The sequence below is a fragment of the Viridibacillus sp. FSL R5-0888 genome (assembly GCF_038009105.1).
Classification (GTDB): Bacteria; Bacillota; Bacilli; order Bacillales_A; family Planococcaceae; genus Viridibacillus; species Viridibacillus arenosi.
In genome coordinates, this window is sequence record NZ_JBBPAU010000001.1 from 3474809 (window position 1) to 3490685 (window position 15877).

14 protein-coding genes are annotated in these 15877 nt (G+C 36.2%); 7 read left to right on the forward strand and 7 right to left on the reverse strand.

Annotated features, from left to right (window positions below):
* Positions 1-71: 71 nt before the first annotated feature.
* The 5 genes from MKY02_RS17415 to aceA form a co-directional block, all read right to left on the reverse strand.
* Positions 72-620 carry a peroxiredoxin gene (locus MKY02_RS17415; protein WP_038183596.1) on the reverse strand — a complete coding sequence of 183 codons (549 nt, stop codon included), beginning with the start codon at positions 618-620 and terminating at the stop codon, positions 72-74.
* A gap of 361 nt (positions 621-981) precedes the next feature.
* The gene (locus tag MKY02_RS17420; RefSeq protein ID WP_038183590.1) at positions 982-1260 is read right to left on the reverse strand and encodes a hypothetical protein; all 279 of its coding nucleotides are present in this window, start codon (positions 1258-1260) and stop codon (positions 982-984) included.
* 294 nt (positions 1261-1554) lie between these two features.
* Positions 1555-1677, reverse strand: coding sequence for a YhfH family protein (locus tag MKY02_RS17425; RefSeq protein WP_200866437.1), 123 nt, complete (start codon positions 1675-1677; stop codon positions 1555-1557).
* Between the two features lie 20 nt (positions 1678-1697).
* Complete coding sequence (aceB, locus tag MKY02_RS17430; protein ID WP_076065448.1) at positions 1698-3302, reverse strand: malate synthase A; 1605 nt, start codon at positions 3300-3302, stop codon at positions 1698-1700.
* Positions 3303-3320: 18 nt separating this feature from the next.
* A complete protein-coding gene (gene aceA / locus MKY02_RS17435) occupies positions 3321-4604 on the reverse strand; it encodes an isocitrate lyase (RefSeq protein WP_038183584.1) in 1284 nt (427 codons plus the stop codon).
* Positions 4605-4788: 184 nt separating this feature from the next.
* Between aceA and MKY02_RS17440 the strand changes: the two genes are divergently transcribed.
* The 7 genes from MKY02_RS17440 to MKY02_RS17470 all read left to right on the forward strand — a co-directional run bounded on the left by MKY02_RS17440 (position 4789) and on the right by MKY02_RS17470 (position 11481).
* Positions 4789-5460, forward strand: a complete 672-nt coding sequence (locus MKY02_RS17440; RefSeq protein ID WP_038183581.1) for a LytTR family DNA-binding domain-containing protein — start codon at positions 4789-4791, stop codon at positions 5458-5460.
* Positions 5461-5845: 385 nt separating this feature from the next.
* A complete protein-coding gene (locus MKY02_RS17445) occupies positions 5846-6388 on the forward strand; it encodes a helix-turn-helix domain-containing protein (protein ID WP_038183578.1) in 543 nt (180 codons plus the stop codon).
* A 15-nt stretch (positions 6389-6403) separates the two neighbouring features.
* A complete protein-coding gene (locus MKY02_RS17450) occupies positions 6404-7510 on the forward strand; it encodes an ABC transporter ATP-binding protein (protein WP_038183575.1) in 1107 nt (368 codons plus the stop codon).
* Positions 7500-8324 (forward strand): ABC transporter permease, encoded by an 825-nt coding sequence (locus MKY02_RS17455; protein WP_038183572.1) that lies wholly within the window; start codon positions 7500-7502, stop codon positions 8322-8324. Before MKY02_RS17450 ends, MKY02_RS17455 begins: the two co-directional genes overlap by 11 nt.
* Entirely contained in the window at positions 8308-9111 is an 804-nt protein-coding gene (locus tag MKY02_RS17460; RefSeq protein ID WP_038183569.1) for an ABC transporter permease, read from the forward strand. The genes MKY02_RS17455 and MKY02_RS17460 overlap by 17 nt, the downstream gene beginning before the upstream one ends.
* Entirely contained in the window at positions 9108-10181 is a 1074-nt protein-coding gene (locus MKY02_RS17465) for an ABC transporter substrate-binding protein (RefSeq protein ID WP_038183565.1), read from the forward strand. The genes MKY02_RS17460 and MKY02_RS17465 overlap by 4 nt, the downstream gene beginning before the upstream one ends.
* 130 nt (positions 10182-10311) lie before the next feature.
* Complete coding sequence (locus tag MKY02_RS17470; protein ID WP_038183562.1) at positions 10312-11481, forward strand: MFS transporter; 1170 nt, start codon at positions 10312-10314, stop codon at positions 11479-11481.
* 38 nt (positions 11482-11519) lie between these two features.
* Here MKY02_RS17470 and MKY02_RS17475 read toward each other — a convergent pair whose 3' ends face one another.
* Both MKY02_RS17475 and MKY02_RS17480 read right to left on the reverse strand, forming a co-directional pair.
* Positions 11520-14120, reverse strand: a complete 2601-nt coding sequence (locus MKY02_RS17475; protein ID WP_076065449.1) for a VWA domain-containing protein — start codon at positions 14118-14120, stop codon at positions 11520-11522.
* Complete coding sequence (locus MKY02_RS17480; protein ID WP_340711570.1) at positions 14104-15873, reverse strand: vWA domain-containing protein; 1770 nt, start codon at positions 15871-15873, stop codon at positions 14104-14106. The genes MKY02_RS17475 and MKY02_RS17480 overlap by 17 nt, the downstream gene beginning before the upstream one ends.
* Positions 15874-15877 lie beyond the last annotated feature (4 nt).

Sequence of the window (15877 nt, forward strand, 5' to 3'; positions counted from 1 at the left end):
ACATAGTATATTCTCATCTTTCAAAAAAAGACCTAACATTTGTTAGGCCTTTTTGATGTTAAAAATCTAATTTAAACTTCAAGAGTTTTTTGACCTGGGCGCCAGTTAGCTGGGCAAAGACCGCCAGTTTGTAGTGCTTGTAGTACGCGAAGTGTTTCATCTACATCGCGACCAATGTTATTGTGGTTAACAACTTGATATTGAAGTTCGCCTTCTGGATTGATGATGAATAATCCGCGAAGTGCAACGCCTTCTTCTTCAATTAACACGCCATAATCACGAGATACACGTTGATTGTGGTCAGCTGCTAATGGGAATTTTAATTGACCAAGACCATTTTCAGTACGATCAGTGTTAATCCACGCTAAATGAGTGTGGATTGTATCAGTTGATACACCAATTACTTCTGCATCAAGATCTTCAAATTCATCGTAACGATCTGACATTGCAGTGATTTCAGTTGGGCATACAAATGTGAAGTCCATTGGATAGAAGAATAAAACAGTCCACTTGTCATTTTTCATGTTTTCTTCTAAATTAACTTTACCGAATTCTTTATTAGCTAATACTGCTTGCATTTCAAAGCGAGGTGCTTGATTTGCTACTAAACGTTCTGCCATGTTGAATCCCTCCAAATATTGTTATATATGCTATTGCGAAAAACTAAAATTTTCGCATTAATCCAATTCCTACAATAGCAAATCAACATTGTGAAATCAATCATTTACACTTAATAATTATTCTAATCTATCTCTTATTGTGACAAATAATCGACATTTTATTCTTCAAAGAATTAAAGAACATATCTTCAATAAGATATGATTAATTATATAAAAAAAATGATAACAAAAGAAAAAACCCCATAAATGGAGTTTAAATTCGATAGAAAATATGATAAATATAGGCTTTTTAGTCCATGTAATCGTATTATTTATGGATAAATACCCCACCTATTGATTACTGTGTATTTTTCAAAATCCATCACAAAGGTCGATTAGGCCGGCCTTGACAGTTATCGCAGGAGGGATCCTCACATACCTCTTCTCGCCATTCATTGCAATTTGCACAAAATAATGCATCATAATCATCTGAATAGCGTAATAACCCTAAACATTCAGGACAATAATCCTCTAATGCAATCGCATCGATTAAACGATTATTCGCCATTAGGAATGTACCTTCAAAAACGGGATCACTTGGGACTTTCACCGCACCCTGTCGTTCTTTAGGATCTAGATAAAAAAACAATTTCTTTCCCAATATTTCCGCCTCCTTAGACACCTAGTTTAGCATAAATCACCGCCATTTTTCTCTATAATACTTTTTATTTTTGAAGAACATTTCGGTGAACTATTGCATATGTTCATAAATTACTTTCATGGCGGACTAGTACTATTTAGACATAATATCAGGAATGTAGAATGCGGTTAAAAAAAATCGAAAAATCCACATTTCAAATACATTATCTAATCATGCATCATGCTATAAAATATTTACAACAAAAAAACTCACCAGCCTATTATTGACTGACGAGTTTAACTTTTACTATTCGTTTTATTCTTCGTTTATGCCGATGCAGCGCTCACACTCATAAAGAGTTGATTCTACACGCTCAACAATTACGCATCCGCACTCACGACAATGTTTTTTTGCTACTTCTTGTTTCGTTGTTTTCATTGTAATCTCCTCCGTTTTTGTTATTGAATATGACTATAGCTTGGTAAAGTTAAAAATTCTTCAAATGTCGATTTTAACGTCAAGAACTTGAAGATGTCTGCCGCTTCTTCATAACGACCATTTTGAAAGTTTTCTTGACCAACTTGTTGCTCAATTTCTGCAAGTTCTTGTTGTAATATTTCAATAAATAACAGTTCATTAATATCACGACCATCATCAAGCACCCCTTGAGGATGACGAATCCATTGCCACGTTTGAGAGCGTGAAATTTCTGCTGTAGCCACATCTTCCATCATATGGTTTATCGGAGCTGCTCCATTACCCCGTAGCCATGAAGCGATATATTGTACCCCTACACTGCAATTGATTCGTAAGCCAGCCTCTGTAATTGTTCCTACAGGTACTTCTAACAAATCTTCTGCTGTTACATGCACATCTTCCCTCTTACGATCAATCTGGTTTGGTGTTTTCATATGTTCATTGAATTGCTCCATAGCTACTAAAACTAACCCTGGATGTGCAACCCAAGTTCCATCATGACCATCTGATGCTTCACGACGCTTATCTTCTCTTACCTTACCAAAAGCGATATCATTTGCCTCTGGATTATCTTTAATCGGAATTTGTGCAGCCATTCCTCCGATGGCTGGCGCATTCCTTTTATGACAAGTTTGCACACATTTCAAAGTGTACGCACGCATGAATGGCGATGTCATTGTCACTTGACCACGGTCAGGTAAAATAACTTCTGGTTGATTGCGTAATCGTTTCAAATAGCTGAAAATGTAGTCCCATCGTCCACAATTTAGACCTGCTGAATGCTCACGCAATTCATATAATATTTCATCCATTTCAAATGCAGCTGTAATCGTTTCGATTAAGACAGTCGCCTTAATTGTTCCCTGTGGAAGACCAAGTTGCTCTTGAGCATAGATAAATACGTCATTCCATAATCGTGCTTCTAAATGGCTTTCAAGTTTTGGCAAGTAAAAATATGGACCTGATCCACGGGCTACTAACTCCTTCGCATTGTGGAAGACATATAAACCGAAATCAAATAGACTTCCAGCGATTTGTTCACCGGCAATTTCTATATTCTTCTCGAGTAAGTGTAACCCTCGTGGGCGAACAAGTAAGACAGCTGGGTTGTCATTTAATTTATATGTTTTACCGTTTGATGGTTGTGTAAAGAAAATTGTTTTTCGAACTGCATCTCGCATATTCACTTGCCCTTCAATCATATTGACCCAAGTAGGTGACGTGGCATCTTCAAAACATGCCATGAACATTTTTGCACCAGAATTAAGTGCATTAATGACCATTTTACGATTAACAGGCCCCGTAATTTCTACTCGACGATCTTGTAAATCTGCAGGAAGTGGAGCAATAGTCCACTCTCCATCACGGATTTCTTTTGTCTCTGGAAGAAAATCCAGTTTCTCGCCAGCATCGATGCGCTGTTGTCTATTTTGACGTTCTTCTAATAATTCTTTTCTTCGTTGATCAAACTGGCGGTGTAACGAAGCTATAAATTGCAAGGCTTCAGTTGTTAAAATTTCTGCGCTTGCTGCCGATTGTCTCCCTAAAATTTTTATATCTTGAGAAGTTACTTGTTGAGTCTTCATAGCCCATCCCCCTTTTGATTAAATGAATTGTGCTGTTTCTGTAGACCCCTTCATAGCAGTTGTAGAAGATGTTCCCCCTGAAATCACTTGTGAAACATCATCAAAGTAACCAGTTCCTACCTCACGTTGATGTTTTGTAGCTGTATAGCCTTTTGTTTCATTAGCAAATTCAGCTTCTTGAAGTTTAGAGTACGCAGCCATGCCATTGTCTTTATAATCATGCGCTAATTCAAACATGCTGTGGTTTAGAGCATGGAATCCTGCTAATGTTACAAATTGGAATTTGTAACCCATTTTGCCTAGTTCAACTTGATATTTAGCGATTGTTTCATCATCTAAGTTTGCTTTCCAATTGAATGAGGGAGAGCAGTTATACGCAAGCATTTTATTTGGGAATTTCGCACGAATTGCCTCAGCGAATTTTTTCGCCTCTTCTAAGTCTGGTGTAGATGTTTCGCACCAAATTAAGTCTGCATAAGGCGCATAAGCTAGACCGCGTGCAATCGCTTGATCAATACCCGCTTTTGTACGGAAGAAACCTTCAGGAGTACGTTCCCCTGTGATAAACTCTGCATCTCTTGAATCGATATCACTTGTAACCATATCTGCTGCATCTGCATCAGTACGTGCAATTAAAATTGTAGGTACATCTAAAACATCAGCTGCAAGTCTAGCAGAGATTAGATTACGAATTGCATTTTGTGTTGGAAGTAAAACTTTACCACCCAAATGGCCACATTTTTTCTCCGAAGCTAATTGGTCTTCTAAGTGAACCCCTGATGCTCCTGATTCAATCATTCCTTTAACTAATTCAAATACATTTAAAGGTCCGCCAAAACCAGCTTCAGCATCTGCTACAATCGGTGCGAACCAGTCAAAGCCATCTTCTCGCCCTTCAGCATGATCAATTTGATCTGCTCGCTGTAATGCTTGGTTAATGCGCTTAACAACTGCAGGAACACTGTTAGCTGGGTATAGGCTTTGGTCAGGATACATTTGACCTGAAAGATTTGCATCTGCTGCTACTTGCCAACCACTTAGGTAGATTGCTTGTAAACCCGCTTTTACTTGTTGAACAGCTTGATTACCAGTCAATGCACCTAAAGCATTGATAAAATCTTCTTCATGTAAAGATTTCCATAAACGTTCAGCACCTTTTTTGGCTAATGTATGTTCAATAATTACTGAACCGCGTAATTTAACTACCTCTTCCGCGCTATATGGACGTTCAATTCCTAACCAACGCCCCTCTTCAGTCCAGCTCTTTTCTAATTGCTCCACTTGTTTTTGTTTCGATACCATAACAATCCACACCTTCCAATAAATTTACGTTAAAGTCTGTTTAAATTAATTGTTGCATAACAGATAACGTTGTTATAAATTAATATATAACAGTTTCTAAATTTTGTTATTATTTTGTGATAAAAAACCATTTTTTTACGATGAAAGAACGTTTTTCCAAGATGAATTGAGGGGGGCGCTTCAAATGGTTGAGGATAAAGTTGGTTTTGCAAAAGGTTTAGTTGATCAATACAAGAATTTGTTAGCGGATTGGATTCCACAGGAGGCAACGCTGGCGATTGCTATCGGAGACTCTTACATTTATTATGTGGCAGGTGCTTATGATGTACATTTAAACAATGGCAAAGGGATAAAAAAAGGGAGTATTGCTGAACGAGTCATTCAAGAAAGAAGAAAGATAGAAGCTGTTGTAGAAGAAGAGGTATTGGGTACACCCTATTATGGCATTGGATATCCCATCGACTTACATGGCCAACCTGCAGCACTACTAGTCATATTACCACCCAATCATCATCTAGCTGTAAAAGAACCTTTCCGCTTTATAACTGGTAAACAACAAGATGAATGGGCGCCCATCGCCATTGAAAAAGTTTCGCATTTCGAAAGCTTAAATAAAAAAAGCTGGTTTTATGCTAAAAGTGAACAATACAAAACGAACTTAACATTAAAAGAGTTACATAAACGATTACCTGATTGTTTTTTAAGAATTCACCGCTCTTATATAGTGAACATTCACTCCATTCAAAAAATAACGAGAGATTTCTCATCAAATTTAATGGTTGTTTTGAAAGATAATACTGAACTACCTGTCAGTAATACCTATATTAATGATGTGAAGAGAGCTCTAGAGTTTTGAGATTAATATTAGTGAAGTCTACCGAATGCGAAGATGCATTCGGTTTTTTATATTTAATAACTTCGGCTAATCAGGGACGTCAACGTCATGTTAAATATTCCTAATTTCTTTATTACTAGAACAACTTTACTAAATCATCTCCTATATAAATAGAATACTTTATCTCCATTTAGGGTATGAGTTTAAAGAGAATGCAATTTTCATCTTAAAACATCAGATATTTTCTCATAAACTTTCAATACTGCTATTATTTTTTTCTAAAAACGGTTGAAAAATGCTGTCAATTTTGTATAATAGATATCGTTTGAGTAAACTAAAAGTTTCGTTAAAGTAAACTTTCGATTCTTTAAGTTTACGAATAGTAAACAATCGAGGAGCAAGGTAGATGCAAATCGGCAAAAAGATTAAAAGACTTCGCCTAAAAAAGGGACTTACCCAAGAAGAGTTAGGTGAAAGAACAGATTTGAGCAAAGGTTACATCTCACAATTAGAAAGAGATTTAAATTCCCCTTCTATTGAAACTCTCTTCACATTACTAGAAGTTCTTGGCTCAACACCGAAAGACTTTTTTGATGATGAACAAGAAGAACAAAAGGTCGTCTACACAGATGAGGACCAAACAATCTTTACAGACGAAGATAAAAAATATCGTATTCAATGGCTTATTCCAACTTCTAATGAAAAAGAAATTGAACCTGTCATTTTAACATTTGAACAAAACGGTGAATTCAAACAATTTGAGCCTTCTCTCTCTGAAACATTTATCTATGTTTTAACTGGGCGTGTTCGACTTGTATTAGGTAAAGAAGAATATATCGCAACTGCAGGAAATGCGGTCTATTTCGATGCTTCAGATACTCATCAACTGTTTAATGCTCACGCAGGAAAAACCGAGCTTTTACTCGTCGCAACCGAATCTTATTTATAGTTTAGGAGGCCCCACATGACTGAAAACTCAATTATCCGCTTTGAAAACGTGTCGAAGTCTTATTCTGATGGCACTGTCGTATTAAAAGACATCAGTTTTGAATTAGAGAGAGGTGAATTTTACACGCTACTAGGTCCATCCGGTTGTGGTAAAACTACAATTCTCCGCCTAATCGCTGGTTTCATGGAGCCAACGAGTGGCTCGATTTATTTCAATGGGAAGAAAATCAATAATATTCCTGCAAATGAAAGACAAGTGAATACAGTATTCCAAGACTATGCCCTATTCCCACATTTAGATGTGTTTGAAAATGTAGCATTTGGATTGCGTATTAAAAAACTAAAAAATGCTGAAATAACAACTCGTGTAAATGAAGCATTAAAATTCGTTAACTTAGAAGGCTATGGCAATCGTGAAATTTCTGAAATGTCTGGTGGGCAACGTCAACGTGTCGCTATCGCTCGGGCAATCGTGAATGATCCTGAAATCATCTTATTAGATGAACCATTATCTGCATTAGATTTAAAGCTTCGTACAGAAATGCAATATGAACTGCGAGAATTACAACAACGTCTAGGTAAAACATTTGTATTCGTCACACATGACCAAGAAGAAGCGTTAGCAATGTCGGATGAAATTTTCGTTTTAAACGAAGGTACTATTCAACAAAGTGGTACACCGGTAGATATTTATGACGAACCAATTAACCGATTCGTTGCTGATTTCATCGGCGAATCAAATATAGTGCCTGGGACGATGATTGAAGATTTTGTCGTGAATTTCGCTGGCAAAACATTCGAATGTGTTGACCAAGGTTTAAATCCAAATGAAAAGATAGACATCGTAATTCGACCTGAGGATTTAGAAATTACTTCCCTAGAAAACGGTAAGCTAGAAGTAACTGTAGATACACAATTATTCCGCGGTGTACATTATGAATTATCTACCTATGATGAAGATGGAAATGAATGGCTTGTACACTCATTAAAAAAAGCAACAGTTGGTACGAAAATCGGACTAGATTTTGATCCTGAAGCCATTCACGTTATGCGTCTAAACGAGACAGAGGAAGACTTTGACAAGCGTTTAGAATCATATGGAGATGAAGAAGATGAGAAATAACAAAAACAGTCCATTTACACTCGTTCCATATTATTTATGGATTGCTCTCTTTGTAATTGCCCCTATTATATTAGTTGTGTATTACTCACTTCTTGATTTAAATGGTAATTTTACATTCGCGAACTATCAGAACTTCTTTACGGGCGTTTATTTGAAAATGACGCTAAGTTCATTTTGGTACGCATTTCTGATTACAGTATTTTCATTATTAGTTTCTTATCCTACGGCCTATTTAATTACTAAAACAAAGCAAAAACAACTTTGGCTTATATTAATTATTATTCCATCATGGATTAACTTACTTTTAAAAACGTACGCATTTATTGGGATTTTCGGTATGAGTGGTCCTATTAATGCATTTTTGAAAACAATTGGCATTCCAGAACAACAAATCTTATTTACTGATGCTAGTTTTGTTTTTGTGTCTGTTTATATTTTCATCCCGTTTATGATTTTACCGATTTTCAATGCATTGGATAAACTAAATCCAGCACTTATTTATGCTTCTCGTGATTTAGGTGCTTCAAAACTTACTACATTCCGTCGAGTTATACTACCACTGACAATGAACGGTGTTAAATCAGGAATTCAAGCAGTGTTTATCCCTTCATTATCTCTATTTATGATTACTCGACTTATTGCAGGTAACCGCGTTATTACACTTGGGACTGCAATCGAACAACAGTTTTTGGTTACTCAAAACTGGGGAATGGGTTCGACAATCGCAGTTTTCTTAATACTATTTATGTTCATCATCATGCTACTCACTGGTCAAAAAGAGAAAGGGGCATCACAAAATGGAAAAGCTAAGTAAAGGTTCAAAGCTGTATTTAGCTTTGGTTTTTGTCGTTTTGTATGCGCCTATTCTGTTTTTAGTATTTTACTCTTTTAACAGTGGCGGAACGATGACAAATTTTGAATCATTTACGTTGGAACATTACAAAGCTGTATTTGAAGATACACGTTTGATAAACATTTTGATTAATACAGTTGTAGTAGCATTATTGTCCGCACTTATTTCCACTATGATTGGGACTCTTGGTGCGATTGGAATTGTTTCGATACGCAATCACAAACTACGTAATACTGTTCTTTCGCTTAATAATATTTTAATTGTAAGTCCAGACGTTATTATTGGGGCATCTTTCTTGATCTTATTCACAATGGTTGGGGTTAATTTAGGCTTTAGTTCTGTATTATTAGCACACGTTGCTTTTAGTATCCCAATTGTTGTCATTATGGTTTTACCTAAGTTACAAGAAATGAGTTCTTCTCTAATCGATGCCGCACTTGATCTAGGTGCATCACGTCGTGACATTCTAACTCGTGTTATTTTACCTTATATCAAACCTGGTATTTTCGCAGGATTCTTTTTAGCTTTAACTTATTCCCTAGATGATTTCGCAGTAACGTTTTTCGTTACCGGAAATGGCTTTAGTACTTTATCCGTTGAAATCTATTCGATGGCACGCGCTGGTGTGTCTTTAACTGTTAATGCTATTTCAGGCTTAGTATTCTTTGTTACGATGTTACTTGTGCTCGGCTATTACTTCATCACAAACCGTAGTAAAGGCGCTCGTGGATCGGAGGTTCCTAAATGAAGTCATTAGTACGCTATACAGTTGGCATAATTCTTGTTTGCGCAATACTGATGTATGCTGCAAGTGTAATGGACCAAACTTCCGGTAAATCAGGGAAAGATATTTTAACCATTTACAACTGGGGAGAATATATTGACCCTGACTTACTGAAACAATTTGAAAAAGAAACTGGTATTCACGTTATCTACGAAACATTTGATTCAAACGAAGCGATGATGACGAAAATTGAACAAGGTGGTACATCTTATGATATTTCGATGCCATCTGAATACACAATTGAGCAAATGAAAGAACGTGAATTATTACTTCCGATCGATTACAAACAAATTCCGAATATCAAGAACATCGATGAAGATTTTTTGAATTTGGATTTTGACCCAAAGAATAAATACTCTGTTCCATATTTTTGGGGAACTGTAGGAATTGTTTATAATTCTAAAATGTTAAAAGGACAAAATTTCGATAGCTGGGACGATCTTTGGGATCCATCTCTAAAAGGAAAAGTTATATTAGTTGATAGTGCTCGTGAAGTTTTAGGTGTTGGTTTAAACAGTATGGGAAAATCACTTAATTCTACTGATACTGATGAATTAAAGGCAGCAACTGACAAATTAATAAAAATGGCTCCGAATGTCAAAGCCATTATCGGGGATGAAGTAACACAATTAATGGTCAATGGTGATGCCTCTGTTGCTTTAACTTGGTCAGGTCAAGCTGCTGATATGATGTATGAAAATGAAGACTTAACATACAATGTGCCTTCAGAAGGTTCGAATTTATGGTTTGATAACATGGTTATTCCTAAAACGTCAAAAAACGTTGCAGGTGCGCATAAATTCATTAACTTTATGTTAGATCCTGAAGTGGCTGCTCAAAATGCAGATTATGTAGGATACTCTACACCGAATAAAGCTGCATTAAAATTAATGGATCCTGAAGTAGTAAACGACGAACGTTACTATCCATCAAAAGAAGTTCGAAATAATTTACATGTGTACAAAAATTTAGGTAAAGAAAAAATCGGTGAGTACAATGAATTTTTCTTGAAATTTAAAATGTCCATACGATAAAATAAAGAAGCTCGGTAGGTGTAAACCTCACTGAGCTTCTTTTGTTGCTTAACATCTGAACAAGCTGTATAATTCTAACAGCGACATTAATTAGCAACACGAAATACTTCTTCAAGAAAGAGAGTAATATATGAAATCCTCTAATAAATTGGCATTGATTTTATTAATGTTTAATATGTTTATCACGATGAGTGCTGTTGGTCTTATTATTCCTGTAATGCCCACATATTTAAAACTGTTTGGTGCAGCTGGACAAGTACTCGGCTTTTTAATAGCTATAATAGCTTTTGCGCAGTTTCTGTTCTCCCCTATTGCAGGTAATCTATCTGACAAAATAGGTAGAAAAAAATTAATAGTTTTTGGTCTAATTTTAAACGGTATTGCACAAATCTCTTTTGGCTTATCTACAGAACTTTGGATGCTATTCGTTTGTCGATTCTTAACAGGAGTCGGATCTGCCTTTATTGTACCGCCAATTATGGCCTATGTAGCAGATATTACAACCATTGATGAACGTGGAAAAGCAATGGGGCTAATTGGAGCAGCGATTTCACTAGGCTTTATGATTGGACCAGGAATTGGTGGCTTTTTGTCTAACGTTAGTTTACACTTTCCATTCTATTTTGCTGGTTCTGCTTCTATCATTGCAGGCGTTTTATCTCTCATCTTATTACCAGCGACAACACCTATAATACAGAATGTTGTGAAAGGTGATAACATATTCAAGCAATTAACCCGTTCATTCCATGCATCATATTTTGTACTACTTATTGTTGTCTTTGTCTTCTCATTTGGAATTTCAAATTTCCAAGCGACTCTATCAATGTTCTTAACTTATAAGTTTTCATACACAGCAACTGATATAGCTATTTTAATGACAGTTGGTGGTTTTGTAGGTGTCATTGTTCAAGGCTTTGCATTAAATAAGTTATTTAAAAAATTCGGCGAAATGAAAATTATTTTATTTGGTCTTGCAGTTGCCTCCATTAGCATGCTTGGTATATTATTCGTTAGTGGATTCTTTATCATGTTGCTTGTGGCAACAATATTCTCAACAGCAACAACTTTAATTCGTCCTGCTGTCAATACTCTAATTTCAAAAACTGCTGGCAATGAACAAGGTTTCGCTGCTGGTATGAATAATGCATACATGAGTTTAGGTAATATGATTGGTCCTGCACTTGCAGGAATATTATTTGATTGGAATATGAATAGTCCCTATGTTTTCGGAACGATTATTCTTGTTAGTTGCTTCTCTTTAACTGCGGTTTGGGCAAAGAGAAAAACAACGCTTGCTTAATTATATATAAAAAGGCGGCTCAATCTCGAGCTGCCTTTTTAACGTGTTTTTTTATTTTTTAACAGTTCGCCAACATTGAGGTGTTCTCCATGTTTGGTTTCTTTTTTTGTTCTACGAATGCCCTTTGGAATATTAAGTAATGTAGTCAAGCCGAAACGTCTTAATGTGATATCGATAAAGAACAATAACATTGCAGTTAATACCAACCATTGTACAATGCTCTGTTGGTTTGAACTCGAAGAAGTATGCTTACGAAAGGCTTCCTCTGGATCTGTTAGTTCTTTACCATTAGTTTTTGTTGATAGCTCTTTTAATAACTTCGTATTGTCTGGCTGTATTTTATATTCTGCACTATAAGGGATAGTCAGTCCCGCTTGATACATACCTTTTTCATCATTTGAAACTCTGAAGAATACTAATCCAGGTCCATGATCAAATTTCACACGTGTTTTTCCAGGCGCTAATGGTTCTTCTATGATTGATAACTCTTCACCTTTTTCATCTACAACAACTATGTCCATAAAGGCAGATTTTGCTGTCGGATCTGAAACGATAAAAGAACCGTCGCTTTGCTGTTGGATATTATAGGGTACCTCATTATAAGCAGGGAGTAGCTCTGACACGGTCGTGTTCCAAAAATCCGACCACCCTTGAAAGCGAGCCCAATCTCCACTCCACTTGCCTTTGGAATCTGATGTGAAGGCCATTGTCTTTCCTAGTCCGTATTTCCATTCAGCAAGAACAGGATCATCCTTTTCACTTTCAGCAATGACATTAGCCGTTTGCTTTGCTGTAGTAGCGATGTAAGCATTCATTTTCGGTACGCCATCTTTAAATAGACTTTGCCATTTCGTCCCTCCACCTATGATGGGATAAAACGGATTGTCTTCAATATATGTGCGAGTCAACATCGACGTTTCACGAGATAATATAGACGGAATTGTTTCTTCATCCGCCACATCATAAAATCGACCTGCTCCTGCTTCAGCTAAATATTGAAGTAAACCTCGATCAGAATCTTGGCCAATTGCAACTGTAGAAAGTGTGATATTCGCTTTTTTACCTTCTTCAATTAGTTGATCATAGGAACTATTTGTGGCTGCCTGACCATCTGTTAACAATATAATATGCTTGCGCTGTAACTTTAAATCTTGCATACGTTCATAAGCTAAGCTTAATGAAGTATAAATTTCGGTTCCTCCATTTGGTGCAACAGATAAAATTTGCTCGATCACCTGCTGCTTATCTTCTAACGGAATTGGCGGTATGATTTCCCATGGACGGTCGTCAAACGCGATGAATCCAAATGTGTCATCTTCACGCAATAATTCCACTGAGCGTGCAGCTGCTTCTTTTGCTAAATTAATTTTGTTACCACTCATACTCCCAGAACGGTCTAAGACAATTGTTAAGCCTAGAGAAGGAATTTGTTCTTTACCTTTCACTTCCATTTCAACAGGCAAAATGGTTTCAATCGGCGTTTTAAAATATCCACCGAGCCCAAAACTATTTTCCCCACCAATCATCATAAATCCCATCCCAAAGTTTTTCACTGCCTGTTCAATCATCGCCATTTTCTTTTCTCCGACTAAATGCCCTGAGACATTATCAAAAATAATAGCATCATAGCCAATATAAGATGACTGCATTGACGGTAATTCTATCGCTGAGATGTCATCTATCTTTAACGTACTTTGGTCAATGACATTAAAAAGAGTACTTGATTTCACATCATCACCGTGTACTAATAATATATGTGGTGTTCCTTGTACTGTAGTGACACTTGTTAATTCATTATTTTCAAGGAAGGCATCTTCTGCCATTTTAAGTTGGGCCTTATATTTAATGAGACCGTCACCTTTTGCCGTATGGCGGAATGTAACTGTATTTGAGCCACTATCTAACTGTACTTTTTGTTTTTCAATTACTTTATCATTCGCCGACAATAGTAATTCACCTGTCGTATTTGTGGAAGCTTCAACTTGCACCGTTAACTGTTGCCGTTCACCTTTATATGCCACAGGTGGCGTTTCAAAAGATGTAATGGCAACATCTTGTTTTACTGGTTTATCTACTTTTACTGTATCAATTTGAATATTACTATTTTGTAGCCGACTGAGTTGATCCATTGTTGAACCCGCTGTTTCTACGCCATCTGAAAATAATACAATACGAGTAGCCTTATTACTATCTACTACATTGGATACTAGCTGTAAGGCATTTGCTAAATTGGTTTGTCCACTATCTTTAATAGCTGGCCATACTGGTAAATTGATGTTATCAGCGGTTAAGCCTAGATCAGTTTGTACTCCTGAAGCAAAGCTATAGACCCCTTTAGATTGGTAGTCCTTACTACTTTCAATACTTTCTTGAATCCAACTCGCAATATCTTTTTCAGTTCCTTCCATTGAGGCAGAACGATCTACTAAAAAGACTACTTGTTCTTCCTTTACCGGCAATAAAATATAAGGGGCACTCAATGCAAAAATAAGTAAACTGATTGCTACTACACGCATGTAGAAAATAATTTTATGTTCTTTATTATAACGTTTGCTACTTTGTAGCCATGCCCACCCAAAATACATTAGAACTGGTATGAATAACAAAAGATAGAGGGGGTGATCAATGCGTAAATCCATATCGACGTTGCACCTCCCATTCAACTAGTAATAATGTAATAATCAACAATAATAATAATGGCACTAGGGGTTGCTGTACAAAATTTGTTGCTTTCTTATCCATAGTCTCTCCATATTCAAATGAAGTCCCTTTAGTAATTACTTTCTCTTGCTGCTGTAATGTAACTACGAAGCGTTTTTCCTCATTACCCGATTTCATCATATAGAGTCCTGGTTTAGTAGGTGCGATAAAACTGTTACCATCTTCAAAGCTACGAATATATTCCCCGCCTTGAGTAAATATTTCATACCCTTTTTCTCCACCACCTGTTCCAGCCAAAGAAATAATACGTCTTTCATTCGGTGAAAACGTGCCAATATCACTACCACTACTAGCGAGGCTTTCTTTTGCACTCCATAAGAATAAAGGGAATGAAGGGTGAAGCGGCCAGTCTGTCATTTGTATATCCGCTAATACGGTAATATGTCCTACAGGTGAAATTTGAATAAATGGCGCATCTCCAATTGTTGCAATTGTTTTATAATCTCTAAACGCAGGATACAACTCATTGACGTATACATCCTTTATTGGAGCATAAGCAAAGAGGTTAGAATCCTTCGTTTTCAGTTCTCCCTTTACTTCTTTTGCTTTTTTATCATCACGCCCAATTAAAAGAACAGGTTGCTTTTTTTGTTCTAACAACCTCGTTTGGTTTGTAACGATGATTGCATCATCCTTCGAATCTCCTAATTGTAACGATGGTACTATGCTTACTGGGAAATCCATCGCCTGAAAGGCTTTTTGTACTAATTGCTGTAACCCTTGATCGACTAAAATTTTAGATATATTCTGCTGTATCAAAATGGTTATTTCGTTATCTACTTTGTAGTCATCTTCGACCTTTAACTTAGCTGTTAGAGCTGTTTGATCAGGAAGATTATCGAAGAGAACACGTTCTTCTTTATTTGCAGGGATAATAATTTTCTTATTTGTTAACACTTTACCTGTCTCATTAGTAATTGAGATTGTTACTTGTTGTTCTTTACTCGTATCATTTTTCACTTGAGTAATCGCCTTCAGCTGACCTTCTACTTTTTTGGCACCAAAACGCTGCAATGAAATGTTCTGTAGGTTATCTGGTGCCCCTTTAACAATCCATTTAACGTCTGGTAATTCCAATGGTAATTGGTCACGTTCTATTGCATCCGTGAACAAATAAATAACTGTTGATTTCTTACTAATGAATGTTTGTAAAAAGTCTAACGTTGTTGGAAACTGTTCATTAGCATATGTAACTTCTAATGATTTTACGGCGTTTTGAATAGTCTTAGTATTAGTTTCATTACGCAATATTACTTGAGGTTCTGTTCCAGTTGTTATAATCGTAACAGCTTTACCGCCAAGTCTATTTGTTAAATCTAGCATTTCTTTTTGATGTCCCTCAAATATCGTTTGCCCATCTTTTTTTGATAGCATTGTCGCTGACGTATCTACTACCCATATAATTTGATCACCAGCAATAGATTTTGTTTTCCAATACGGCTGTAATAAAGCAATAACAAGTAAAATAAGGCCAAGCATTTGCAAATAAAATAAGGCATTTCTTTGTAAATGTTGTAAATAAGGTGAAGCTTTCGTTTCTTTCATTACTTCGACCCAAAAAAGCGTGGAGGAAATTTGTTTCTCCACATATTTTTTGCGGAAAAAATAATAAGTTAATACCGTTAGAGGAATGATTGCTGTTAATAGAAACGGTAGTTGATTAAATCCCATTTAC

Coding starts and splice junctions, on each gene's coding strand:
- aceA (WP_038183584.1), bottom strand. CDS start 4,604: ATGGTATCGAAACAAAAACAAGTGGAGCAATTAGAAAAGAGCTGGACT.
- MKY02_RS17455 (WP_038183572.1), top strand. CDS start 7,500: ATGAGAAATAACAAAAACAGTCCATTTACACTCGTTCCATATTATTTA.
- MKY02_RS17465 (WP_038183565.1), top strand. CDS start 9,108: ATGAAGTCATTAGTACGCTATACAGTTGGCATAATTCTTGTTTGCGCA.
- MKY02_RS17425 (WP_200866437.1), bottom strand. CDS start 1,677: ATGAAAACAACGAAACAAGAAGTAGCAAAAAAACATTGTCGTGAGTGC.
- MKY02_RS17460 (WP_038183569.1), top strand. CDS start 8,308: ATGGAAAAGCTAAGTAAAGGTTCAAAGCTGTATTTAGCTTTGGTTTTT.
- MKY02_RS17445 (WP_038183578.1), top strand. CDS start 5,846: ATGCAAATCGGCAAAAAGATTAAAAGACTTCGCCTAAAAAAGGGACTT.
- aceB (WP_076065448.1), bottom strand. CDS start 3,302: ATGAAGACTCAACAAGTAACTTCTCAAGATATAAAAATTTTAGGGAGA.
- MKY02_RS17415 (WP_038183596.1), bottom strand. CDS start 620: ATGGCAGAACGTTTAGTAGCAAATCAAGCACCTCGCTTTGAAATGCAA.
- MKY02_RS17475 (WP_076065449.1), bottom strand. CDS start 14,120: ATGGATTTACGCATTGATCACCCCCTCTATCTTTTGTTATTCATACCA.
- MKY02_RS17440 (WP_038183581.1), top strand. CDS start 4,789: ATGGTTGAGGATAAAGTTGGTTTTGCAAAAGGTTTAGTTGATCAATAC.
- MKY02_RS17470 (WP_038183562.1), top strand. CDS start 10,312: ATGAAATCCTCTAATAAATTGGCATTGATTTTATTAATGTTTAATATG.
- MKY02_RS17450 (WP_038183575.1), top strand. CDS start 6,404: ATGACTGAAAACTCAATTATCCGCTTTGAAAACGTGTCGAAGTCTTAT.
- MKY02_RS17480 (WP_340711570.1), bottom strand. CDS start 15,873: ATGGGATTTAATCAACTACCGTTTCTATTAACAGCAATCATTCCTCTA.